At 62.1% G+C, this 24,113-nt stretch carries 22 protein-coding genes and 1 tRNA gene; 7 read left to right on the top strand and 16 right to left on the bottom strand.

Going from position 1 to position 24,113, the window contains the following annotated elements; all coding sequences use genetic code 11:
* The first annotated feature begins 44 nt into the window (after positions 1-44).
* Positions 45-2,684 (top strand): MGH1-like glycoside hydrolase domain-containing protein, encoded by a 2,640-nt coding sequence (locus AC3G7M_RS01210; RefSeq protein WP_489213925.1) that lies wholly within the window; start codon positions 45-47, stop codon positions 2,682-2,684.
* Positions 2,684-3,043, top strand: a complete 360-nt coding sequence (locus AC3G7M_RS01205) for a hypothetical protein (RefSeq protein WP_489213924.1) — start codon at positions 2,684-2,686, stop codon at positions 3,041-3,043. Before AC3G7M_RS01210 ends, AC3G7M_RS01205 begins: the two co-directional genes overlap by 1 nt.
* Positions 3,044-3,048: 5 nt before the next feature.
* On the opposite strand, the gene AC3G7M_RS01200 is transcribed toward AC3G7M_RS01205, so the two are convergent.
* Together AC3G7M_RS01200 and AC3G7M_RS01195 are read right to left on the bottom strand one after the other, a co-directional pair.
* Positions 3,049-5,685 carry a bifunctional diguanylate cyclase/phosphodiesterase gene (locus tag AC3G7M_RS01200; RefSeq protein ID WP_489213923.1) on the bottom strand — a complete coding sequence of 879 codons (2,637 nt, stop codon included), beginning with the start codon at positions 5,683-5,685 and terminating at the stop codon, positions 3,049-3,051.
* A 1,021-nt stretch (positions 5,686-6,706) separates the two neighbouring features.
* Positions 6,707-6,937 carry a DUF1902 domain-containing protein gene (locus tag AC3G7M_RS01195; RefSeq protein WP_489213922.1) on the bottom strand — a complete coding sequence of 77 codons (231 nt, stop codon included), beginning with the start codon at positions 6,935-6,937 and terminating at the stop codon, positions 6,707-6,709.
* Positions 6,938-7,248: 311 nt separating this feature from the next.
* Here AC3G7M_RS01195 and AC3G7M_RS01190 point away from each other — a divergent pair, with 311 nt between their 5' ends.
* Positions 7,249-7,845 carry a hypothetical protein gene (locus AC3G7M_RS01190; protein ID WP_489213921.1) on the top strand — a complete coding sequence of 199 codons (597 nt, stop codon included), beginning with the start codon at positions 7,249-7,251 and terminating at the stop codon, positions 7,843-7,845.
* A gap of 18 nt (positions 7,846-7,863) precedes the next feature.
* On the opposite strand, the gene AC3G7M_RS01185 is transcribed toward AC3G7M_RS01190, so the two are convergent.
* From AC3G7M_RS01185 to AC3G7M_RS01170, 4 genes are read right to left on the bottom strand one after another with little or no spacing between them, the layout of a single operon-like run.
* Complete coding sequence (locus AC3G7M_RS01185) at positions 7,864-8,994, bottom strand: ABC transporter ATP-binding protein (protein ID WP_489213920.1); 1,131 nt, start codon at positions 8,992-8,994, stop codon at positions 7,864-7,866.
* Positions 8,995-8,998: 4 nt separating this feature from the next.
* A complete protein-coding gene (locus AC3G7M_RS01180; protein ID WP_489213919.1) occupies positions 8,999-10,078 on the bottom strand; it encodes an extracellular solute-binding protein in 1,080 nt (359 codons plus the stop codon).
* Between the two features lie 28 nt (positions 10,079-10,106).
* Positions 10,107-10,895 (bottom strand): ABC transporter permease, encoded by a 789-nt coding sequence (locus AC3G7M_RS01175; RefSeq protein WP_489213918.1) that lies wholly within the window; start codon positions 10,893-10,895, stop codon positions 10,107-10,109.
* The gene (locus AC3G7M_RS01170) at positions 10,895-11,761 is read right to left on the bottom strand and encodes an ABC transporter permease (protein WP_489213917.1); all 867 of its coding nucleotides are present in this window, start codon (positions 11,759-11,761) and stop codon (positions 10,895-10,897) included. The genes AC3G7M_RS01175 and AC3G7M_RS01170 overlap by 1 nt, the downstream gene beginning before the upstream one ends.
* 209 nt (positions 11,762-11,970) lie before the next feature.
* Between AC3G7M_RS01170 and AC3G7M_RS01165 the strand changes: the two genes are divergently transcribed.
* Together AC3G7M_RS01165 and AC3G7M_RS01160 are read left to right on the top strand one after the other, a co-directional pair.
* Positions 11,971-12,543, top strand: a complete 573-nt coding sequence (locus tag AC3G7M_RS01165; RefSeq protein WP_489213916.1) for a cupin domain-containing protein — start codon at positions 11,971-11,973, stop codon at positions 12,541-12,543.
* Between the two features lie 46 nt (positions 12,544-12,589).
* Positions 12,590-12,916, top strand: a complete 327-nt coding sequence (locus AC3G7M_RS01160; RefSeq protein ID WP_489213915.1) for a zinc ribbon domain-containing protein YjdM — start codon at positions 12,590-12,592, stop codon at positions 12,914-12,916.
* Positions 12,917-12,988: 72 nt separating this feature from the next.
* On the opposite strand, the gene AC3G7M_RS01155 is transcribed toward AC3G7M_RS01160, so the two are convergent.
* The 10 genes from AC3G7M_RS01155 to AC3G7M_RS01110 all read right to left on the bottom strand — a co-directional run bounded on the left by AC3G7M_RS01155 (position 12,989) and on the right by AC3G7M_RS01110 (position 21,293).
* Positions 12,989-13,065: transfer RNA gene (locus tag AC3G7M_RS01155), tRNA-Arg, on the bottom strand.
* Between the two features lie 82 nt (positions 13,066-13,147).
* On the bottom strand, positions 13,148-14,260 hold the full coding sequence (gene leuB, locus AC3G7M_RS01150; protein WP_489213914.1) for a 3-isopropylmalate dehydrogenase: 1,113 nt from the start codon (positions 14,258-14,260) through the stop codon (positions 13,148-13,150).
* A gap of 88 nt (positions 14,261-14,348) precedes the next feature.
* The gene (leuD, locus tag AC3G7M_RS01145; RefSeq protein WP_489213913.1) at positions 14,349-14,969 is read right to left on the bottom strand and encodes a 3-isopropylmalate dehydratase small subunit; all 621 of its coding nucleotides are present in this window, start codon (positions 14,967-14,969) and stop codon (positions 14,349-14,351) included.
* Between the two features lies 1 nt (position 14,970).
* Positions 14,971-16,383 carry a 3-isopropylmalate dehydratase large subunit gene (gene leuC / locus AC3G7M_RS01140; protein ID WP_489213912.1) on the bottom strand — a complete coding sequence of 471 codons (1,413 nt, stop codon included), beginning with the start codon at positions 16,381-16,383 and terminating at the stop codon, positions 14,971-14,973.
* 142 nt (positions 16,384-16,525) lie between these two features.
* Positions 16,526-16,933: a 50S ribosomal protein L19 gene (gene rplS / locus AC3G7M_RS01135; protein ID WP_489213911.1), complete on the bottom strand. Its 408-nt coding sequence runs from the start codon at positions 16,931-16,933 to the stop codon at positions 16,526-16,528.
* A 26-nt stretch (positions 16,934-16,959) separates the two neighbouring features.
* Positions 16,960-17,721: a tRNA (guanosine(37)-N1)-methyltransferase TrmD gene (gene trmD, locus AC3G7M_RS01130; RefSeq protein WP_489213910.1), complete on the bottom strand. Its 762-nt coding sequence runs from the start codon at positions 17,719-17,721 to the stop codon at positions 16,960-16,962.
* Positions 17,718-18,278 (bottom strand): ribosome maturation factor RimM, encoded by a 561-nt coding sequence (gene rimM, locus AC3G7M_RS01125; RefSeq protein ID WP_489216131.1) that lies wholly within the window; start codon positions 18,276-18,278, stop codon positions 17,718-17,720. The genes trmD and rimM overlap by 4 nt, the downstream gene beginning before the upstream one ends.
* A gap of 53 nt (positions 18,279-18,331) precedes the next feature.
* Positions 18,332-18,676, bottom strand: coding sequence for a 30S ribosomal protein S16 (rpsP, locus tag AC3G7M_RS01120; protein ID WP_489213909.1), 345 nt, complete (start codon positions 18,674-18,676; stop codon positions 18,332-18,334).
* Between the two features lie 72 nt (positions 18,677-18,748).
* On the bottom strand, positions 18,749-20,149 hold the full coding sequence (ffh, locus tag AC3G7M_RS01115; protein WP_489213908.1) for a signal recognition particle protein: 1,401 nt from the start codon (positions 20,147-20,149) through the stop codon (positions 18,749-18,751).
* 196 nt (positions 20,150-20,345) lie between these two features.
* Positions 20,346-21,293 (bottom strand): aldo/keto reductase, encoded by a 948-nt coding sequence (locus AC3G7M_RS01110; RefSeq protein ID WP_489213907.1) that lies wholly within the window; start codon positions 21,291-21,293, stop codon positions 20,346-20,348.
* A 197-nt stretch (positions 21,294-21,490) separates the two neighbouring features.
* Between AC3G7M_RS01110 and AC3G7M_RS01105 the strand changes: the two genes are divergently transcribed.
* Positions 21,491-22,384, top strand: coding sequence for a proline iminopeptidase-family hydrolase (locus AC3G7M_RS01105; protein ID WP_489213906.1), 894 nt, complete (start codon positions 21,491-21,493; stop codon positions 22,382-22,384).
* 46 nt (positions 22,385-22,430) lie between these two features.
* Positions 22,431-24,101 carry an ABC transporter substrate-binding protein gene (locus AC3G7M_RS01100; protein WP_489213905.1) on the top strand — a complete coding sequence of 557 codons (1,671 nt, stop codon included), beginning with the start codon at positions 22,431-22,433 and terminating at the stop codon, positions 24,099-24,101.
* Positions 24,102-24,113 lie beyond the last annotated feature (12 nt).

The following is a 24,113-nucleotide window of genomic DNA, read 5'->3' as shown; positions in this document are numbered from 1 at the left end:
GCTGCGCGATAGCAGTTCAGCCTGGACCGGATCGGAGCCTTGCCATGCCGTCTTCTGCCTCTCCGCTCTTTGCCACGGCCGAGGGCAAGCGGCTGGTCGCGGCCCGCTCATCCAAGGCCTGGCGGGCCTGGGGACCCTATCTGAGCGAACGGCAATGGGGCACGGTGCGGGAGGATTACAGTCCGAACGGTGATTCCTGGGGCTATTTCACCCACGATCAGGCGCGCAGCCGCGCCTATCGCTGGGGGGAGGACGGCATTGCCGGCTTCGGCGATCAAAAGCTGCACTGGTGCCTGGGGCTGGCCCTTTGGAACGGCCAGGACGCGATCCTGAAGGAGCGGCTGTTCGGCCTGGCCAATCAGGAAGGCAATCACGGCGAGGACGTCAAGGAACTCTATTACTATTTGGACGGGCTGCCGACGCATGCCTACATGCGGATGCTGTACAAATATCCGCAAGCGGCCTACCCCTATGCCCGATTGCTGGAGGAAAACCGCAAGCGCGGCTATGAGGACCCGGAGTTTGAACTGCTCGATACGGGCATTTTCGCCGAGAATCGCTATTTCGACATCTTCGTGGAATACGCTAAGGCGGCCTCGGACGACATCCTGATGCGCGTGACAATCGCCAATCGCGGTCCTGAAGCCGCCAGCCTGCACGTGCTGCCGCAGCTTTGGGCGCGCAACATCTGGGATTGGACGGCGCGAACCGACCTGCCGGTGATCCGCGCGCTGCCGGACGGCGGGCTTTCCGCCGTGCATCCAGATAGGCCGGAGATGCGGCTTGATATTGGCCAGCCCGCGCAGATGCTGTTCTGCGACAATGAGACCAATCGCCGCCGCATCTATGGGGAGGCGCAGGCGCCGGGCCCCTTCAAGGACGGTATCAACGACTATGTGGTCGGCGGCCACACCGATGCGATCCGCACCGAAGCCTGGGGCACGAAATGCGCGGCCCTGCATCAAATGACGGTGCTGCCGGGGCAGGAGCAGGTCCTGCGTCTGCGTTTTCGCGCGGCGGCCTGCGCCGATGCCCCGGCCTTTGCCGATTTCGACGATGTCTTTGCAACCCGCAGGCGGGAGGCGGATGAATTCTATGCGGCCGTGCAGAGCAGCATCACGGATGCTGACGCGCGGCTGGTGCAGCGCCAGGCCTTCGCCGGCATGCTGTGGTCGAAGCAATTCTACGATTACGACGTGCATACCTGGCTGAACGGCGATCCGGCTGAACCCAAGCCGCCGGAAAGCCGCAAACAAGGCCGCAATGCCGACTGGGCCCATATGCGCAATGCCGATATCATCTCGATGCCGGACAAATGGGAATATCCCTGGTACGCATCCTGGGACCTGGCTTTTCACAGCTTGCCCCTGGCGAAGATCGACCCCGAATATGCCAAGGATCAGTTGCTGCTGCTCGTCGGCGACAACTACATGCATCCCAACGGGCAACTGCCCGCCTATGAATATGCGTTCGGCGATGCCAATCCGCCGATCCATGCCTGGGCCACCTGGCGTGTCTTCATGATGGACCGGGACCTGACGGGCATTCCCGACTACACCTTTCTCAAGCGGATGCTGAATAAGCTCGGTCTCAATTTTACTTGGTGGGTCAACCGGCGTGATGCTGGCGGTCGCAACATCTTCCAGGGTGGCTTTCTGGGCCTTGACAATATCGGTATTTTTGACCGGTCATCGCCCGTACCGATGGGAGGCACGCTCAGCCAGTCTGACGCAACGGCATGGATGGCGATGTATGCGCTGAACATGATGCGTATCTCGATCGAAGTCGCCCTGGTCGACATCGCCTATCAGGATATGGCGATCAAATATTTCGAGCATTTCCTCTATATCGTCGAAGCCGCCGCCAAGCATGGCGGACTATGGGACGAGCAGGACGAGTTTTTCTACGATCGCCTGGAACTCAGCGATGGGCAGGAAATCCCGATTCGTGCGCGTACCATCGTTGGGCTTATTCCGCTCTTCGCGGTCGAGGTGATGCGACATGCCGACCAGCCGAGGCTGCCGGACATGGCCGACCGGATGAAATGGTTTCTGGCGCACCGGCCGGATCTGGGGGCCTTGGTCTCCAATTGGCAGATGGCAGGACAGCAGCATCTGTCGCTGCTGTCGATGTTGCGCGGACATCGCATGAAATGCCTGCTGCGGCGGATGCTGGCGGAAGACGAATTCCTCTCGCCCTATGGTGTGCGCTCGGTCTCCAAGGCGCATGAAAAGCACCCCTATGTCTTCGCCTGGGGCGGACAGGAATTTGCGCTGCCCTATTGGCCGGCCGAATCCCATTCCGGCCTGTTCGGGGGCAATTCCAATTGGCGCGGACCGATCTGGACGCAAATGAACTATATCATCATCGACAGCCTGCGGCAGTTCCATACCTATTACGGGGACGACTTCAGGGTCGAATGCCCGACCGGTTCCGGCATCCAAATGACGCTGCGCGAGATTGCGGACGAATTGGCCCGGCGTGTGGCCCGCCTTTTTCGGGCCGACAAGACAGGTCGCCGCCCGGCCATCGGCGCGTCCGAGCAGGAGCAGACCGATCCCCACTTCCGCGATATGCCGTTGTTTTATGAATATTTCGACGGCGATGACGGACGTGGTCTGGGTGCCTCCCATCAGACCGGCTGGACTGGCCTCGTCGCTCTTCTGATCGGAGATATAGGCTGATGACCGAACGCCATGCGTCGGCTTCCCTTCCCTTCACCGCGGCGGAGCGGAGTTTCATCCGCCAGGAGCTGGCAGCGGCCTTTGGCGTGCGCCCCTCGCTTGCCCGCGGCATTCGCGTCAGTCTGTGGACGAGTGGCCTGCGCCGGGGCGAGCCCAAGATTCCGCCGGTACTCGCCGGACTGATCGATCGCGGGCTGATCGACCTGCCGGCCGAGGATCTCGGCCAAAGAGCCTATTTTACCCAGACGGGCCTGGCGGCCCTTAAATTGCTCTACGAAGACGGCCGCTATCTGGACCCTGACCGTTTCGGCCATTTGCGCGAAGAGTTGGGCATTCCAGAACCGCCGCTTGGTATTTGACGGCGCTAGAGGGGGGCGGATTCCGTCTGGCTCGTAGCTATGAAATGCCGCACCAATGCAGAACTCATGGGCTTTGCAAAATAATGGCCTTGAATGAAGGGGCAGCGACGTTGCTGCAGGGCTAGGAACTGCAGCTCCGTCTCAACCCCTTCGGCCACGACATCGAGATGCAGTTCGGCGCTGACCGCCAGAAGTGCACTGACGATCGCGGCGGCGTCCGGCTGCTCCACCATATCTTGCACGAAAAGCTTGTCGATCTTGATGCCGTCGAAGGGAAAGCGGCGGAGATAACCCAGGCCCGAATGGCCGGTGCCAAAATCGTCCAGGCTGAAGCGGATGCCGAGTGCGCGCAGCGCCTCCATGGTCTGGCGAACGGTCGGACTGTCTTCCAGCAAGCTTGTTTCGGTCACTTCGAGCGTGAGGCGGTTCGCAGGCAGACCGCTGCGGCTTAAAATGCTTTTGACTTCGTCGAGCAGTCTCTCATCGTTCATCTGTATGGGGGATAGATTGACCGCAACATAGGTGTCAGCGGGCCAATGGACGGCTTCCAGACAGGCGGTCTCAAGCGCCCACCGGCCGATCCCCCCGATGAGCCCGAGCTTTTCCGCAAGCACGACGAATTCCGCCGGCGAGATCGGGCCGTGGACCGGGTGATGCCAGCGCAGCAGCGCCTCGCAAGCGACGACCCGCCTGGTATCGACATCCACAATGGGCTGATAGGCGAGATCGAATTGCTTGTTGTTAAGGGCGTTACGCAAATCCTGTTCGCGTTCAAACAGCAACGCCTGTCGGGCCTGCATGGTTGCATCGAAAACCCGCCACTGGCCGAGACCTTCCGTCTTTGCCTGATAGAGGGCAATATCGGCATTGCGCAGCAGTTCTTCGGCATTGCCGGCATGGTCGGGGTAATGGGCGATGCCGATCGACAGGCTTATGTGAAAACTCGACGAGCGGATTTCGATGGGTTGCTGCACAGCGCGCAGAATATCCTCTGCCAGATCAACCGCGGTGCCTTGCGATCTGTCCAGTGGCATAACGGCGGCGAACTCGTCCCCGCCCATGCGGGCGACCGTTTCGTCAGCGCTGGTGATCGTCCGCAGGCGCCGCCCGACCTCCACCAGAAGCTTGTCCCCAGCCTCATGCCCCCGCATGTCGTTGACGAACTTGAACCGGTCGAGATCAAGGTAGAGCACGGCAACCCTGTGACCGCCTGCATCAGCCCGTGCAATCTCCTGCTCCAGCTTTTCCCGGAACAGGGTGCGGTTGGCGAGGTGGGTGAGGGGGTCATGATGGGCGAGATAGCGGATCTGTGCTTCGGAACGGCGGCGCTCCGTGATGTCTGTATAGGTTCGGATGACACCGCCCTTAGGCAGCGGCAAGGTCTGTACTTCCAGAATGGTGCCATTGGGGCGCTGACGTTCGACGACGGTCGCGGCGCCCTCCCGGATCTGCTGCATGAGCCGGTCGGACGCTGCCTCTTCTGGATATTCGCCAAGTGCGCGCTGGTACGCGATTATGGTTTCAACGAGCGGGCGGGAAGCCATCAACCCCGGCGGCAGATCCAGAAGTTCCATGGCCCGCGCATTGCAGACTGACACGCGCCCGTCGGCATCCACCATCGCGACCCCATCGGTGATGTGGTTAAGCGTGGTCGACAGCCGCAGCGATTGCGCGGACAGAGAAAGCTCGGATGCTTCCAGCCGCCGTAGCTGCAGCATGACGGCGCGGAGCAGCAGAAAGGTGCAGAGGGTCGCGCAGGCGGCGCCGGCCGCAGCAAGCAAGGCCTGCGTCTGCCAGTTCGCCAATGCGTCAGCCTTGGCGATACTGACATTGACGACGAGGGGATAGGCGGGCAGGGGATGCACGGCGATGAAGCGTGTCCCTGGGGCTGTCAGCCCCGGTCCTGCGAAAATGCGCGGTTGGCCGCTGGCCACAATCTTGTCCCAGCTCTTGCCAAGGTGCTGCGGCCTTTTGCCAACCACCAGAGGCAGGCCGTAGCTCGTCAATGTTACGCCCTGCAGGTTGTAGAGCGTGACGGCGAAATGGTCCTGGCCGGCAAGGACACGATAGAAATCCTGAAAATAGCCAAGCTTAAGCACGCCGGCGACGAGGCCCGCATAAGCTCCGTTCGCATCATTGATGCGGCGGCTAACGTAGACCGACCAATCCTTGGACGTTTCGTTCTGGAAAGGGGCGCTTATATATATTTCACGGTCGCTACGGCTTTTTATATCCAGCCGCACTCCCGTGTGCCCAGGATCGAGTGAAGCGGGCCAGTTCGGCGTGCGCAGGACGATATCGCCTTTCGCATCGATGATCGCGAAGCCACCAGCTTGCGGTAGGGTGGCGGCCTGAAAGTCCTTTTGAATGGCCAAGGCAGGGTCCTGCACAATGGCGCTGAAGGATTTCGCCGTCGGATGCTGCCGTTCAACCTCATCCCGAAACTGGCCGAGTTGCAGATCAAGCGTCCGCACGGTCATCGCTGACTGTTCCGCAACGGCAAAGCCGATACGCTCGATACTGTGTCGCGCGGCGTCGAGTGTTGAGCAGCGCATGCTGTACATAGCCAAGCCAATCATCGCCATCATGGCGATGAGCAGAACGGCGCCGGATGCCAGTAGTTTGCGACTGGGTCGCGACAAACCAGACCAAAATCCTGGGCTGCCCACCAACCGCGTCACCAAACCTGCTGTTCGCTATCCATAGCACCGATCACCAGAAACGATTAAAGTGTAAATGGATTTCGCTTCTACAAGCGATTTCAGTATCCGCCAACGCGCGGTCAAGAGCGCTGATGAGCATAGCCGTGCCGGCAGCCGTGGGATCGCGTAGTACCAAAGGGCAGAGTGGCCAGATCAGCGATCCTGGCCTCTTTTCATCACGGTCGGGGTAAATTCGACCAGATCACAAATAGCATCACGATTCAGTGTGACGGGGCTGGGTTTCGCGGAACCGCCGTGTTCCCTTGCCTTGGTGTATGATTGTTATGCCCGCGCTCATCTTGCTGAAAATCGGCAGGGCGGCATTCTCAGTGTCACTCGGTAGAGACCATTCCTCCAGTTTGGGCAGGGCGGCCCAACACAAGGCGATCCTCCCTAACCCTAGCGTTCCGAAGCGCTTACGCGCGCTGAGGTATGGGCAAAGGCAGGTCTCATAAGTTAAAGTGCCTAAGGATCGCCACCGCCTCTTTTCGCTGAATTCCTTGCCATCTCGCTTTGCATGGATGCTCTGCGCTGCCGCAGACGACGGCCAATCACCTCAAAAGTGACGAAAAAAAAGGCGCTGTGGGTTTGCGCGCAAATCGGTGTGCATCCATGCGCGCGATGAGGGTTTCGCAGCGATGGGGGAAGACTAAATGAAGAAGAAGCGCACCTTGGCCGGCTAGCGGAGGGTGGAAAACCAAGCCCGAAAGCTTACGACCGATGGACGCAAGAACCATGCTGATGCTGACGCCGCTCGCTGTATTTGCGGGCAGCACATTGATCTGGATCTGGACTAACAAACTTTGAGTTGAACATGCGCAAGACCAAACGCTGGATCTACGTCGCGTCCCTAGCGGCCGTTACCGGCTTTATTGCTTATGTGCTGATGCACATGAGCGGAATGGCCGCCTGAAGGCTGCGAGCAATCTGAGCCGTTCGCAGCCTGGTCAGGGAATCGGCATCAGTAGCGTCGGCTCACATGCTCGGAGCGGCTTGCGATGAAGGAAATTGCGATCGGATTATGGCTGGTGCGCCACTGATCGTCGAGCGGGACCAAATCCTGAATGCGTTCCCGCACATCGACGATGAGATCTTCCATCGTTGAGGCTTGAACGGAAAGCTCCGGCAGTTCAGCACTCGCTCCATGCCACACTCGGGCATCGGCATCCCAATACGCCTTGATCTGGTACATATGTGCGCTCCTCCGTTGGCTCTTTCTGGCCACGCCTTAGTAAAGATGCGCCGGCAGACTTCGCCGCGGCAAGCAATTTTGGCGATGCTGCAAAGAAAACCGATCTCACATCTTAGGGATGTGGAGTGGGGCCCGATAAAAATGTCTGAGTTTTGAGACTTTTTCTCAAAGATTTTTAACCAAGTTCATTTTAGATCTGGGGTGGAGGCAATGGCAGGGAGCCCGCCATGACGGCAGGCGCGGAAAGAACATTACTCCTATCGACGGCGGGTTTGGCGGTTCTTTTGTCCGCCGGCTGCACTCAGACTGCCGTGCATTCAGCCTTGATTCCCGTTCAGCAACAGCCCTTGCCGCCACTGGCCGACCGGCAGGATTTCACCGAGCTGAACCGACTGGGTGTTGCGCGCGCCGTGGCCAGCGATCCAGGATGGCGGACCTGGCTTGAGGCCGCTGCTGCATCCGACGCTGTCGATAACGATATCGTTGATGGGTCGACCTATAATCTTCAGGTCAATGAATTGTCCGAGGCTTTGACCATTGCCAAGGACCGGTATCGCCGGGCAACCAGCTTCTATCTGGCGCCGCTGATGATGCGGTCCAGCTGTCTCAATCTTCCGACCGAGACCGCAGGTGTCCTGGTGCTGCCGAGCGGTCTGGTGCTGCGCTACAGCTATCTTTCGAGCGCGCCGCATGTTTTTCCCGATGGATCATCTTGCGTGCAGTCGACAGGGTATGTGAGCGAGGTCGATTCCTCTCGCGGTGTCCCTATCCTCACCTCGATCCCGCCGAACGGCATCGATTGGGAGCGGAACTTTGCCTATGCGCTGGTCTGGAACCGTCCCTTCGCGCAGATTTCGCAGGACGGCGCCTATTCGGTTTCGGATTTGATCGCGCTGGTCGGGCAATAGGGGATGCTGGAGGGCATGTTAGCCGACGGGAGACGTCTCCGCGTCAAATAGCTGCACAGTCCCTGGCTCAAATCCCAGATGGACGACCGCGCCCACCGCCGGCGGCGCGCTGCCGCGATGCGGCAGATCGAGCATCACGACGGTCTCATCGGCCAGGCGTAGCTGCACACGCTCGACCAGGCCGAGGAACATCCGGCTTTCCACGCGCGCCGTCAGAGAGCGCCCGGGCAAGGCATTAGGCAGCAGAAGCAGACGCTCCGGGCGCACGCACAGCAAAAGATCAGACCCCGCCGGCAGATCCTGTCCCGCGATGTCGAGCGAGAGCTGTGTCTGGCAGATTTCCAGCATGGCGGTGTCGCCGCCGCGCGCCGTCAGCCGGCAGGGGATGAGGTTGGCAGCACCCAGGAAGCGCGCCACAAAGGGGGAGGCCGGCGTGTCATAGAGATCCGCCGGCGTGCCGACCTGCGCGATGACGCCGTGGTTCATGACGACAATCCGGTCCGCGAGCGTCAGCGCCTCCGCCTGGTCATGCGTCACGATGATGAAGGTGAGGCCCAGACGTGCCTGAATCTGCTTTAGCTCGATCTGCATCTGCTGGCGCAGATGGGCGTCGAGCGCGGATAGCGGCTCGTCCAGCAGCAACACTTCCGGTGAGCGTGCCAGCGCGCGGGCAAGCGCCACACGCTGGCGTTGGCCGCCCGAAAGCTGGGCCGGACTGCGGTCGGCCTTGTCAGCCAGCCCGACCATGGTCAGCAGCGCACCGACCCGCGCCTTGATCTCGGCACGGGGACGGCGGGCGACGGACAGGCCGAACCCGACATTTTCGGCGACCGTCATATGCGGGAACAGCGCATAGTCCTGAAACACCGTATTCACGGGCCGGCGGTAGGGCGGGTCGGCCTTGATGTCCCGTCCATGGAGAAGAATGTCGCCCTTCGTCGGCGCCTCGAAACCCGCGATCATGCGCAGCGTCGTCGTCTTGCCGCAGCCGGAGGGGCCGAGAAGGGCCAGGAATTCGCCACGCCGGACAGTGAGGTCCATGCGATCGACCGCGCGTGCCGCGCCGTAGAATTTCTCGATGCCGCGGAGTTCGATGATCGGCGCCCCGTCGTCAGCGGCGCCGGTGGCGGTGGCGGTACCCAAGGGCATGCCGTCAGCCACCTTCCTTGATCCGGGCATAGGCCGCGGCAATCGCCTGCGGATTCTTCATCGCGGAGGTGAAGACCGTATCCTTCAACTCGGTCGCGGGATCGGCCGGCAGGGCAAACTTCGCCTTCACGTCAGCCGGAACCAGGCCATAGGCTTCCGCATCGGCGGTGCCATAGGCGTAATTCGTTACCAATGCTTCGCCGGCGTCATCGGCCAGCCGGGCATTGATGAAGTCATAGACCTTATCCATGTCATGGGCGCCTTTCAGCACCACCATGCCGCAGGCCCAGGTCAGCATCTTTTCCTTCGGATGCATGAAGGCGACCGGCACATGCTGCTTGATCAGATCGGCATAGGAGGCGTTCCAGGTCATGGCGGCGACCAGTTCGCCCGAGGCCAGCGCCTGCTCGACCGAGGTCATGTCGGTCGTATACATGCGCATCAGCGGGCGCTGCTCGCGCAGCTTGGCGGAAACCTTCTTGATGTCGGCGGTGCTTTCATCGAAAGGATCGACCCCGGCCATGATGGCGCCAACGATCCAGGTGTCATGCACCGCATCGATCGTGGCGAGCTTGCCGGAATAGGCTTTGTCCCACAGCAAGCCCCAGCTCATCTCAGGGTTCTTCACGAGATCGGTGCGATACAGGATGGAGGTATTGCCCCAGTCCCAGGGCACCATCCAGACTTTACCATCCGCCTGCACGCCAGGCATATTGCGGAAGATCGGATAGATCTTGTCCCAATTCGGGATGCGGCTGGTGTCGATCGGCTGTAGCAGCCCGGCCTTCCGCCATTGCGGCAGCTTGTCGACGCAGGGATGCGCGATGTCGGGGTGGAAGCCAGCCCGCACCTTGGCAAAAGCCTCGTCGTCATCGCCGAAGACGCTGACATTCAGCCCCTCGGGATGTTCCTTCAGATAGGCTTGGTGGAAGGCCGGAAGCTCGTACCCATCCCAGGTATAATAGGTGATCTTGTCCTGAGCCCGCGCGGTGCGCGGCGCCATCAGCGTGGCCGCACATAGGCCGGCCAAAGCCAGCGTGCCGAGCACGCCGCGGCTGCAGGATCGGGCGAGGATATGTCTCATACGCAATCTCCTTTTTATTGGTTTGGTGTCAGGCGGATTGCGCCGCGCCGCGGCGGCGGAGGAACTCGGCGCATAGAACAAGCGCGCCCGAGCAGATCAGGATCAATGTGCCGAGCCCCAGCAGCTGCGGCAGCTGTTCTGGAAAGCGAAGATGGTCCCAGATGTAGAGCGGCAGGGTTTCCTGCGTGCCGACCAGGAAGAAACTGACGATGAATTCGTCGATCGAGGTCGTGAAGCTCAGGATGAGGCAGGAGACGAAGCCGGGCAGCGCCAGCGGCAGAGAGACGCGGCGGAAGGTCGTCCAGGGCGTGGCACCCAGATCCATCGCAGCCTCGTCGATCGACAGACTTGTGCTGGCAAAGCGTCCGCGCATGATGACGATGGTGAGCGGCAGGCAGACGGCGATATGGCCGAGTGTGACGGCGGTGAGCGACGGCCCGATGCCGATGAGGTTGACGACCATCAGAAGCGCGATGCCCAGGATGATGCCGGGAATGAACAAAGGCAGCACGGCGAGGCCGGCGACCGGGCGCGTCAGAAAGCCGCGGCCTCGGGTGAGCGCATAGGCCGTCAGGGTGCCCGCCGACGTCGCCGCGACCGAAGCGATGACAGCCACCTGCAAGCTGTTGAACAAGGCCGCATGCAGGCTCTGGTCTCGGAACATGTGGCCATACCAGCGCAGGGTGAAACCGTGCAGGGGGAAGGATACGGCAATCGCATTGTTCACGGAAAACAGAGGCAGCATCAGGATCGGGGCATATAGGAAGGCCAAATAGAAAAACGCATAGGCCCTCAGAAGCGTTGGTTGCTTGTCCATCAGGCGCGGCCGGCTGAGGCGCGGCCGGCCCAGACGCGGTGGCCAAGACGGCTGGCACCGTAGACGAGGCCGAGCGTCACCATGACGATCACGGCCATGGCGGCACCACCGGGCCAATTCGATGCTTCACCGAACTGATCTTGAATGAGGTTGCCCAGCATGATGCTGGATGGACCGCCAACCAGGATTGGCGTTGCGTAGTCTCCAAGCGTCGGCACGAAGACGAGGACGAAAGCCGCGATGACGCCGGGCAGGGACAAAGGCAGGATGATGCGGCGAAAGACCGTGAACGGTGGCGCACCCAAATCGAGCCCGGCTTCGGCGAGTTTCTTGTCGATCGCGGACAGGCTCACATAGATCGGCAGAATGGCGAAGGCGGCATAGGCGTGGGACAGGGTGATCACCACGGCCTTCGGATTGTACAGCAGGCTGGTGAAGGGCGCTCCCGGAAAGTGAAGTGCCATCAGGCCGGAATTCAAAATGCCATTGTAGCCAAGGATGACGCGCCAGGCGAAGACACGCAGCAGATAGCTTGTCCAGAACGGCAGGGTAATCAGCGTCAGCCACAGGCCGCGCTGGGCGCCGCCGAAAAAGGTGATGAAATATGCTGCGGGATAGGCAAGGGCGACCGTCGCGCCGGCAGCCAGCCCTGCGATGACGATCGAGCGCAAAAAGATCTTGAAGAACAGAGGATCGGTCAGCGCATCGGTAAAATTGTCCGTCGTAAAGGCGGCGGCCAGAAGATCGCCGTCGTTCACGCGCAGGCTCATGACCAGAACCAAAACGAGCGCAAACAGCACGCCTGTCAGCGCTATCAGGCCGGCGGGAAGATTGACGCTGTAGTCGAAAGGGCTGCGGCGGCGCATCGTTCGCTTCCTTGAAGGACAGGGTGGGCGCTGTCCTTGGCAAAAGCTTCATTCAATCTTTTGAAAATGTCAAAGCGATTTTTAGTGGAATGTGGGTAAATGGCGGAAGATTTTTATCTCAGATGAAAATTTGACTTGAATTTCAAGTATCCGCAGAATGCGCTTTCGTCAGGTGACGACCTCGGCGGGCAGCAAGGAACGGTGGTTCAGTGACGGAAGCGGCTGATCTTTGGCTTGGCATGCAAATTCGCGATCTGCGCAAAACTAATCGCTTTTCTTTGCAGCACCTCGCCGACAAATCTGGTCTTTCGGTTGGGCTACTCAGTCAGATCGAGCGCGGGCTGACATCGCCCTCCATCCGCTCGCTGCGCCAGCTCAGCGAGGCGCTCGGGGTAACCCCCGCCCGGTTTTTTCATCAGGAAACGCCACCGCCGCCAGCCGAAATCGGCCGTATCGTGCGGCGCGGCAAGGGCCGGCAGTTGCGGCTTGCAGGCAATGGCGTTGCGAAATGGCTGATGACGCCTGATCTGTCCGGCGAGCTTGAAATGCTGCTGGTGGAAATCGCGCCGGGCGGCCGTTCAGGCAATGAACTCTATACCCATAAGGGCGAGGAATGCGGCTATGTCATCAGCGGCGCCATGCAGCTCTGGATCGAAGAGGAAAGCTTTCTGCTGCGCGAGGGCGATAGCTTTCGCTTCAAAAGCACGACGCCCCATCGGTTTGAGAGCGCATCGGATGGTATGACGAATGTACTGTGGGTGATCACGCCGCCGCTCTATTGAGCGGGATCGCATTGTGCGACCTGATCCATAGGTCTAAGCCCGCGGTATGAGCACCGAAGCCCCCGCCTGTCCCCAATGCACCCTGACGGAGACCCATCTCCAGGGCGGCATCTATGTTTGCGATACCTGCGGCTATGAATGGCCCGCCGAGATTGCCGAAGCAGGCACGCCAGATGAGGTGGTGCTGGACGCGAACGGCGTGCCGCTCGCCGATGGCGATACCGTCGTCGTCATCAAGGATCTGAAGGTTAAAGGCTCATCCACGACCTTGAAGGTCGGAACGAAGATCAAGAACATCCGCCTGCGCGGCGGCGACCATGGTGTGGAAGCCGGCAGCTTCATGCTGAAGGCGGAATTTTTGCGGAAAGCGTGATCGGCGTCGGGAATAGGAAGGCCGCAGACGCTTTGCTGTGCCACACTGAGCAGATTTTTGATTTCAGGAATGTGGCGCACCCGAGAGGACTCGAACCTCTAACCCCCAGATTCGTAGTCTGGTGCTCTATCCAATTGAGCTACGGGTGCAATGCCGTGGGCGGGGATTTACCGAAAGGGCGGGGGCACTGCAACCCCCAGTGTCATAAAAAAGACCCCCACCAGACGCAGGTCAGGCCGCCAGCCTTTCCAGCTCGCGCATAACGGCGGCGCCCATTTCCTGCGTCGTCACGCGGGTTTTGCCGTCCTGCATGATGTCTGGCGTGCGCAGTCCCTGCTCCAACACGCCGAGCACCGCCTGCTCCACCAGGGCTGATTCTTCCACCATGCCGAAGGAATAGCGCAGCAGCATGGCCAGGCTCAGCGTCTGCGCCAACGGGTTGGCAATGCCGCGGCCGGCGATATCGGGCGCCGAACCATGGATCGGCTCATAGAGTGCCAGGCGGCGGCCGGAGCTGTCGGGCGCGCCCAGCGTGGCGGAAGGCAGCATTCCAAGGCTGCCCGTACACATCGAGGCAAGGTCGGAGAGCAGATCGCCGAAAAGATTGCCGGTGACGATGACATCGAACTGGCGCGGATTGCGCACCAGCTGCATCGCGCAGTTATCGGCATACATATGGCTCAGCGCGACATCCGGGTATTCGGCCGCGCCCAGCGCCGTCACGGTCTGGCGCCACAGCAGGCCGCTTTCCATGACATTGGCCTTCTCCACCGAACAGACGCGGCCCTGCCGCTGGCGGGCGAGGTCGAAAGCGACGCGCGCGACGCGCTCGATTTCGCTGGTCGTATAGACTTCGGTATTGATGCCGCGCTTCTGACCATCGGGCAGCGTCTCGATACCGCGCGGCTCACCAAAATAGATGCCACCCGTGCTTTCCCGCACGATCATGATGTCGAGCCCGCGCACGATCTCGGGCTTCAGCGTCGAGGCTTCGATCAGCGGATCGAGCACGGTAGCCGGCCGCAGATTGGCGAAAAGCCCAAGTTCCCGGCGCAGCGTGAGGATCGCGATTTCAGGCCGCACATCGAAGCCAAGCTTGTCCCATTGCGGGCCACCGACGGCGCCAAACAGCACCGCGTCAGACCCGCGGGCGTCGTCCACGACATCCTGGGTGATCGGCAGGCCGGTCGCGTCGATCGAGGCGCCGCCGACCAGTCCTTCGCTGATATCGAAGCTCGCGATGCGCCGCGCGTCGAACCATTCGAGAATGGTCGAGACCTCCTGCATCACTTCGGGGCCGATGCCGTCACCTGGCAGCAGGAGAAGTTTCTTATTCGCGGGCATCGCGGCATCTCTCTCGAAGGCTTGCGAAGGAAGCGGTTCTTTGTTGGTCAGCCGGGCCGGCCGCAAAGAACCACAAAACGGTCGATGATCAGGCGGTGATCGAGGGTAGCCAGGGCTTCGCGGCATGGCGCGCGGCCTCGTAGCTCGCAATCTCTGTGGTGTGCTGCAGGGTCTGGCCGATTTCGTCCAAGCCGTTGAGCAGCGTATGGCGGCGGAAAGGGTCCACGGAGAAGCCAATCTCCTCCCCATTCGGCCGCACAACAACCTGGCGTTCCAGATCCACCGTAATGCGCGCATTGGCGCCAAGCTTGGCGTCTTCCATCAGCTGGTCGCAGACCGCCCGCGGCAGAACGACCGGCAGGATGCCATTTTTGAAGCAATTGCCGTGGAAGATATCGGCGAAGCTGGGCGCGATCACGCTGCGCAGTCCGAAATCGAGCAGCGCCCAGGGTGCGTGCTCCCGAGAGGAGCCGCAGCCGAAATTTTCATGCGCGATGAGGATTTCGGCGCGGCGATAGGGTTCCTTGTTGAGGATGAACTCCGGCCGCTCGCGGCCCTCATCATCATAGCGCAGCCCGGCGAACAGAGACTTGCCGAGGCCGGAGCGCTTGATGGTTTTCAGGAAGCGCGCCGGAATGATCTGATCGGTATCGATATTGGCCATCGGCAGCGGGGCCGCGATGGCGGTCAGGATCGTAAAAGCCTGCATATCACACCAGCTCCCGGATATCGGTCAGACGCCCTGTCACGGCGGCGGCGGCGGCCATGGCGGGGGAGAGTAGGTGGGTGCGCCCGCCCTTGCCCTGGCGACCCTCGAAATTGCGGTTGGAGGTGCTGGCGCAGCGCTGGCCGGGCAGCAGCTTGTCGGGGTTCATCGCCAGGCACATGGAGCAGCCTGGCTCACGCCATTCAAAACCGGCCGCGATAAAGACCTCCGCCAGGCCTTCCTGTTCCGCCTGCGTCTTCACGAGGCCCGAGCCAGGCACGACAAGGGCGCGGACATTGGGCGCCACGTGACGGCCGCGGGCGACAGCGGCAGCCGCCCGCATGTCCTCGATCCGCGCATTTGTGCAGCTGCCGATGAAGACCACGTCCACCGGAATGTCTGTCAGCTTCTGGCCGGCCGTGAGACCCATATAGTCCAGCGCGCGCTGCATCTGCACCCGCTCGGCATCGTCGCGCGCCTCATCCGGGTTGGGGACGAAGCCCGTAATGGGCAGCACGGCCTCAGGGTTGGTGCCCCAGGTGACCATGGGCGCGATCTCTGACCCGTCGATGCGGACGATGGTGTCGTAATGCGCGCCGGGATCGGAGGGGAGCGTCTTCCAATAGGCCACGGCGCGATCGAAATCCTCGCCCTTGGGTGCGAAGGGCCGGCCCTCGATATAGGCGAAGGTGGTCTCATCAGGCGCGATCAGCCCGGCGCGGGCGCCGCCTTCGATGGACATGTTGCAGACCGTCAGGCGGCCCGCCATGTCCAGATTGCGGATCACGGAGCCCGCGAATTCGATGACATGACCGGTGCCGCCGGCAGTGCCGATTTTTCCGATGATGGCCAGCACCACATCCTTTGCCGTGCAGCCCGGCGGCAGGGTGCCGTTCACTTCCACCAGCATGTTCTTCGCGGGCTTCTGGGTCAGCGTCTGGGTCGCCAGGACGTGCTCGACCTCGGAGGTGCCGATACCGAAGGCCAAGGCGCCCATGGCGCCATGGGTCGAGGTATGGCTGTCGCCGCAGACGATGGTCATGCCCGGCAGGCTGATCCCCTGTTCGGGACCCACGATATGGACGATGCCCTGGCGCTCATCCAGCACGTCGAAGAAGGGCACGCCGAACTCAGCCACATTCTCCTGCAGGGTTTCGACCTGCAGCCGGCTTTCGGGTTCGGCAATGCCGTGGCGGCGGTCGCTGGTGGGGACATTGTGGTCGACGGTCGCGATGGTCGCACCCGGCGCATGGACACGCCGGCCGGCCGCGCGCAGGCCCTCAAAGGCCTGGGGGCTGGTGACCTCGTGAACCAGGTGACGGTCGATGTATAGGAGGGCGGTGCCATCCGCGAGCTGCTCGACGACATGATCAGCCCAGATCTTGTCGAATAGCGTGCGGGGACGGGTGGCAGACATTTTCACTCTCCTCAATCTCGATTCTGGGACAGAACCGGACGTGCCGATAGGCGCGCCCAGTAACTAATGGGACAGCGCGCCCTAATCTGCCAGGACCGTGAAAGTCAGAGCCGGCCTGCTCTGAGGGCAGGCCGGCCGCTTTTCAGCTCGCGTTAGCCGACGAGTCCGTGGACTTGCTCTCGGTGGGCAGGTCACGCGGGCGCTCGGCGATACGGGCGGACTTGCCGCTGCGCTCACGCAGATAATAGAGCTTCGCGCGGCGGACCTTACCGCGGCGCACGACGGCGATCTCGGCAATGGCCGGGGAATACAGCGGGAACACGCGCTCCACGCCCTCACCGTAGCTGATCTTGCGCACGGTGAAGTTGCTGTTCAGGCCACGGTTCGAGCGCGCAATGCAGACGCCTTCAAAAGCCTGGGTGCGGGTACGCTCGCCTTCCACAACGCGGACGGAGACGCGCAGCGTGTCACCGGCGACAAATTCCGGCACGGCGCGGGCGGCGGCGAGGCGAGCGAGCTGCTCAGCCTCGATGGTCTGAATAAGGTTCATCGGAAAATCCTCTCGTGAAGCGGCTTTTAGGGTCCGGCCGAGGCCGTTGCAACAGATCCAGTCATGTCCTGGGGAGATTGGCGCCCTGACATGGCTCGGGAGAGATGGGCCGCCCAGAGATCCGGGCGGCGCAGTCGTGTCGTGTCCTCTGCCTGCGCGCGGCGCCAGGCGCGGATAGCGCCATGGTCGCCGGAGAGCAGCACGGGGGGCACGGGGCGGCCATCCCACTCGGCCGGCCGCGTATAATGCGGGTATTCCAGCAGCCCGCCGGCGAAGCTTTCTTCCTCGGCGCTCGTCTCGCCACCCATGACGCCGGGCAGAAGGCGGAGGCAGGCATCGAGCAGCACCAATGCCGCGGGCTCGCCGCCCGAGAGCACATAGTCGCCGACGCTGATCTCCTCAGCCGCCGAGGCTTCGATGATCCGCTGGTCCAAACCCTCATACCGTCCGCAGAGCAGTACGAGACCGGGACCAGACGCGAAACGCTCGGCATCGGCCTGGGTAAACAGCCGGCCGCGCGGCGTGAGATAGACCAGCGGGCGCGGGTCGCTTTGCGGCCGATGGGCGTCAATCGCCGCAGCGATCACATCCGGCCGCATCACCATCCCGGCGCCACCGCCGAACGGCGTGTCGTCGACATTGCGATGGCGGCCGAGGCCGTGGGCACGGATATCATGCGCGTCGAGGCTCCAAAGACCCTCTTCCCGCGCACGTCCGGCGAGTGACAGGCCGAGCGGACCGGGAAACATCTCGGGAAACAGGGTGAGGATGGTGGCTTGCCACGTCATGCCTCCATACCCTCCGCATCTCCGTCGCGCGCCTGCCCGCTTTGGCGATCGCCGTGCTCCTCCCCGTCGGTCGCTTCCGGCGGGTCGACCACGATGCGGCCGCCCGATACATCGACCACCGGCACGGCACGGGCCGTGAAGGGAAGGATCAAGGCCATGGCGCCATTGGCCGGCTTGATTTCCAGACTGGTGCCGGCACCATAATCATGGACAAGGGCGACCTTGCCCAGCACGCGACCAGCGCGGTCCTCTGCCGTCAGACCGATCAAATCGGTCAAATAATACTCGTCCTCATCGGCCGGCGGCAAAGCGCTGCGCGACACATAAAGCCGGGCATTGGTGAGCGCGACCGCCGCGTCCCGGTCAGAGACCGGCACGTCACGACCATCCACACGCTGGAACAGGCGGGCGATGCCCTCCCGCTCCCAGACGAGCTTGAAGCTGCGACCGCGATCATCCGACAGCACCCCGTAATCAGCGAGGTCGTCGGGATCGGCGGTATAGCTTTGAACATGCACCAGCCCCCGCACGCCGTGCGGCCGGCCGATGACGCCCATCAAGATGCGCTCTTCAGGCAAGGACTGTTTCTGCCTCGGTCAGGGAAGGGCGATCAGGCCCCGGCGGCTTCGGCAGCGGCCTTGGCGCGCTCCTGGGCCTTCTTCTTCGGCGCCGACTGCTTCGGCTGTTCGCTGTAGGCCGGCATCGGGGCCAGACCGGCCTTGCCCAGGAAGCGGGCAACGCGGTCGGTCGCGACGGCGCCGCTCTTCAGCCAATGCGCAATGCGATCATCCTTCAGGCGCACGCGCTCGGCATGGTCGGCCGGCAGCATCGGGTTGTAGCTGCCCACCTTCTCGATGAAGCGGCCGTCGCGGGGGCTGCGGCTATCGGCGATCACGATGTGATAGAAGGGGCGCTTATGGGCGCCGGCGCGGGCCAGCCTGATCTTCACGGACATAGTAAGTCGGTCTCCACTGGTGGTTGGTGCTGCCCGCCGGCACACGGCCGGGCGGGCAAAGGTTGAAAACTCTCAGAAGGGCCGTCGGCCGCCGGGCTTGCCCATGCCGCCACCGCCGCCCATACCGCCCATGAGGGCGCCAAGGCCGCCGCGCATCATGCCCTTCTGGCCAAGCTTGTTCATGCGCTTCATCATCGTCGACATCTGATCGAACTGCTTCAGCAGCTGGTTCACTTCCTGAACCGAGGACCCGGCACCGGCCGCAATGCGTTTCTTGCGGCTGGCCTTGATGATGTCGGGGTCGCGACGCTCGGCCACCGTCATCGAGCTGATGATCGCGGCCTGGCGCTTAAGGATTTTAGTATCAAGATTGGCGCCGTTGAGCTGTTCCTTGATCTTGCCCATGCCCGGCAGCATGCCGAGGATGCCGGAGATCGAGCCCATCTTGGAAATTTGCTTCAGCTGGCTGGCATAGTCCTCAAGATCGAACTTGCCCTTCGCCATGCGCGCGGCAAGCTTCGCCGCGTCTTCGCGGTCGATCGTCTCGGCAGCCTTCTCGACCAGGCTGACGATATCGCCCATGCCGAGGATGCGGCCGGCGACGCGTTCAGGGTGGAAGGCTTCCAGCGCGTCCAGCTTTTCGCCGGACCCGGTCAGCTTGATCGGCGCGCCGGTAATGGCGCGCATGGAGAGTGCCGCACCACCGCGGGCATCGCCGTCCATGCGGGTCATGACGATGCCGGTGACGCCGACCGCTTCATTGAAGGCGCGGGCGGTGTTGACGGCATCCTGGCCGGTCATGGCATCGACCACCAGCAGCGTCTCGGCCGGATTGGTCTCGGCGCGGATGGCGCGCACCTCATCCATCAGTTCTTCGTCGATGGAGAGACGGCCGGCGGTATCGAGAATGACGATATCGAAGCCTTCACGGCGCCCGGCATCCATGGCGCGGGCCGCGATCTGCACCGGCGTCTGGCCCGCAATGATCGGCAGCGAGGAGACTTCCGCGCGCTCGGCCAGCTGTGCCAGCTGCAGCTGGGCGGCCGGCCGCTGGGTGTCAAGGCTGGCGAGGAGAATACGGCGCCGCTCCTTGGTGCGGAGCAGCAGCGCGATCTTGCCGGCGGTGGTGGTTTTGCCGGAACCCTGCAAACCGACCATCAGGATGGGAACCGGCGCCGGAACATTGATATTGAGCGGGACAGCGCCTTCGCCGCCCAGCTGCTCGACCAGAACGTCATTGACGATCTTGATGACCTGCTGGCCCGGCGTGACGGAGCGCAGCACTTCCGCGCCGACGGCCCGTTCGCGCACCTTGGTGATGAAATCCTTCACCACCGGCAGGGCGACGTCAGCCTCCAGCAGCGCCAGGCGCACTTCGCGCATGGCCTCCAGAACGTCTGTCTCGCTCAGGGCTCCGCGGCCACGCAGCCGGTCAAAGACTGAGGAGAGCCGAGTGGAGAGGCTTTCGAACATCCGACTTCCCAAAACAAAGCGCGCCGCTGCGCGAACACTCGCGGAGCGACGTCTTAGATGCCGGGCTTCTGCACTTTGGCTCTCAGGGAGTCAAGGTTTCCGCCGAGCGTCATGCGCGTTCCTGTTGCGCGCGACCCATCGGGGTGCCCTGAACGGATCGATCCCCGGCTTCATGCCGGGGATCGACCCAGGAGAGCTATGCGCTCGCCTGATCCAAGGCTGCGATCTGCGCGCTGGACAGCGAGAGCCGCGTTGCTGCCACCAGATCGCCCATTTGCTCGGTGCGGGACGCGCTGGCGATGGGGGCGGTGATGGAGGGTCGGGCGATCAGCCAGGCAAGCGCCACCTGCCCCGGGGTGGAACCCGTTTCACCGGCGATGGCGTCCAGCGCGGCCAGCACCTGAGGCCCGCGGCCGTCGAGATATTTCGCCACACCGTCACCCCGCGCGGCACTTTTACCAAGATCGGCCTTGCTGCGGTATTTGCCGGTGAGAAACCCGGCGGCCAGCGAGAAATAGGGAATCACACCCAGCCGTTCAGCCAGGCAAAGGTCTTCCAGCGGACCTTCAAACAGCGGCCGTTCGACCAGATTGTAATGCGGCTGCAGAGAGACATAGCGCGGCAGGCCATGGGCCGCGCTCACCTTAAGCGCCTCGGCGAGGCGAGGCGCCGTGTAGTTGGAGGCCCCGATAGCGCGGACCTTCCCCGCCTTGATGAGGTCGGCAAAGGCCGTCAGCGTCTCTTCCAGCGGCGTCTCCTCATCGTCCTTATGGGCCTGATAAAGGTCGATGACATCCGTCTGGAGTCGCTTCAGCGAGCGCTCGACTGAGGTCTTGATCCAGGCCGCGGAGAGACCTTTGCCGTCCGGCATTTCCATGCCGACCTTGGTCATGATGACGTGGCGGTCGCGACCGCCGCGGCTTGCCAGCCAACGGCCGATGATGGCTTCCGATTCGCCGCCCTGATGCCCGTCTGCCCAAACAGAGTACATATCCGCCGTATCGATGGCAGTCAGACCGGCCTCGGTCAGCTGATCCAGCAGCCGGAAAGACGTCGCTTCATCGGCCGACCAGCCGAAGACGTTGCCGCCGAAGACCAGCGGTGGAATGATGATATCCGATTGTCCGAGCTGTCTTTTTTCCATGGGACCGTATCCTTCCTGTAATAGTTCTGCCCTAGGACATAGGAGCGGTCCCGCTCTGTCCAGGGGCGAGTAAGGGTGGATGGCCGCATTGTCCCGCAAGCGGCCTCCGATGGAACAGGTCTTGCTTTGGGGCGGCCACGACGTGCATAGACCGCGGCCAGACGCCGCTGGGGCGCCGTTCCGGTAACAGAGGTTTCATGGATTCCACCGAAGGCTATGTCGAGGGCCCGTTCGGCCGCACCTGGTACAGGGTGAGCGGCGATTTGGATGCGGCGAAAACGCCGCTCGTCATCCTGCATGGCGGCCCCGGCTGCACGCATGATTATGTCGACAGCTTCAAGGATCTGGCTGCCTCAGGTCGCGCTGTCGTCCATTATGACCAGCTCGGCAATGGCCGTTCCACCCACCTGCCGGAGCGCGCGGGCGACGGTAGCTTCTGGACGGTCGATCTGTTCAATGATGAGTTGAACCGGCTGACGGCCCATCTCGGCATCGCCGACCGCTACGACGTGCTCGGCCAGTCCTGGGGCGGCATGCTGGGTGCGGAACATGCCGTGCGCCAGCCGAAAGGTTTGCGTCGCCTGGTGATCGCCAATTCGCCGGCCTCGCTCAAGACCTGGGTGGAAGAAGCGAACCGCCTGCGGCGTGACCTGCCGCAGGACGTGCAGGATACGCTGACCCGCCACGAAGAGGCTGGCACGATCGACAGCGACGAATATCAACAGGCCTCTGCCGCGTTCTATGCCGAGCATGTCTGCCGCGTCGTGCCGATGCCGCCCGAAGTGCAGCGCACCTTCGATGCGATCGCCGCTGACCCGACCGTCTATCACACCATGAACGGACCGACTGAGTTCCACGTCATCGGCTCGATGAAGGATTGGACGATCGAAAGCCGTCTGCATCAGATTCAGGTGCCGACGCTTCTCATTTCAGGCCGGTATGACGAGGCGACGCCGCTCTGCGTGCAGCCCTATGCCGACCATATTCCCGATGTCCGCTGGATTATTTTCGAAAATTCCAGCCACATGCCGCATGTTGAGGAAAAAGAGGCGTGCCTTGCGGCCGTCGCCGACTTCCTCGACGCGGCTTAAGCGCGCAGTCGATACCACCCGACCTCGTCAATCTGGAGAGATGATCATGACTTTGCGACGATGGCTCCAATCCTCCGCCGTGGCACTTCTAGCCGCGACGGGTCTTGCGGCGCTGAGCGCGCCTGCAGCCCAAGCGGCTGATCATATGGGCGGGACGCTGCGCCTGACGGGTGCCGCCGCTGCCGGTACGATAGACCCGCAGATCAATTACACCAGCCAGTTCTGGACTGTATTCTTCGTCACCAATGACGGCCTGGTCGCCTTCAAGCATGTGAACGGTGCGGCCTCAAACGATGTCGTGCCCGATCTGGCGACCTCGGTTCCGGCCCCGCAGGACGGTGGCAAGACCTATGTCTTCACGCTGCGCAAGGGCGTGAAGTTCTCGAATGGCAAGGATGTGACGCCGGAAGACGTGGTCGCCACCTTTCAGCGCATCTTCAAGGTCAGCAACCCGAATGCGGGTTCCTGGTACAATGTCATTGTCGGCGCCGATGCCTGCCTGAAGACCCCGGCGACCTGCACCCTTGCGGGCGGTGTCGTGGCCGATGATGCAGCCAATACCGTCACCTTCCATCTGACGCAGCCGGACTCCGAATTCTTCTACAAGCTGGCGACGCCCTTCGGCGACATCGTCCCGGCCGATACGGCTGCCAAGGACCTTGGCACCGCAGCTGCCCCTGCGACCGGCCCCTATGAGATCGTGAGCTACGATCCGCAGAAGAATATGATTCTGAAGCGGAACCCGTATTTCAAGGAATGGAGCAAGGACGCGCAGCCGGCTGGCTATGTCGATGAGATCGACTACACCTTCGGACCCAAGCCCGAAGACGAAGTGACGGCCATCGAGAATGGTCAGCAGGACTGGATGTTTGACAGCCCGCCGTCTGACCGTCTGCCGGAAATGGCGTCCAAAGATGCGGGCCAGATCCATATCAACCCGCTTTTCGCCATCTACTACGCGCCGATGAACGTCAATATCGCACCTTTCAACAACAAGGATGCGCGTCTCGCGGTCAATTACGCGATCAATCGCAAGTCTACCGTGAACATCTATGGCGGTCCGCGTCTGGCTGTGCCGAATTGCCAGGTTCTGCCGCCCGGCTTCCCTGGCTACAAAGCCTATTGCCCCTATACCAAAGCGCCGGGCACCAAGTGGTCAGCGCCTGACCTGGTCAAAGCCAAGGAGCTGATGAAGGCTTCCGGCCAGATCGGCCAGCCGGTGACGGTGATCGCGGACGACCAGAACGTCGATCCTGCGCTCGGTACCTATCTTGTCAGCGTTCTGAACCAGCTGGGCTTCAAGGCGACGCTCAAGGTGATTTCGGCGAACATCCAGTTCACCTATATCCAGAACACCAAGAACAACGTGCAGATCAGCATCAGCCAGTGGTACCAGGATTATCCGGCCGCCTCTGACTTCATCAACGTGCTGCTGAGCTGCGGCTCCTTCCATCCCGGTTCCGATGCCTCGATCAATATTTCGGGCTTCTGCGACAAGGGGATCGACGCCGATATCAACAAGAATCTGATCACGGCGGTAACGGACCGGACGGCGGCCAATGCGGAATGGGCGAAGCTTGACGAGGAACTGACGAACCAGGCGCCTTGGGCGACGCTCTTCACGCCGAAGCAGCTCGACTTCGTCTCCGGTCGCCTGAAGAACTTCACCTTCAGCGAGCAGTTCCACATGATCTACTCTCAGGTCTGGGTTCAGTAATCAGTCCCCTGG

Source organism: Acidisoma sibiricum (assembly GCF_057837225.1).
Note: the sequence above shows the minus strand (reverse complement) of the source record. Positions and strands in the feature narration are given on the sequence as shown.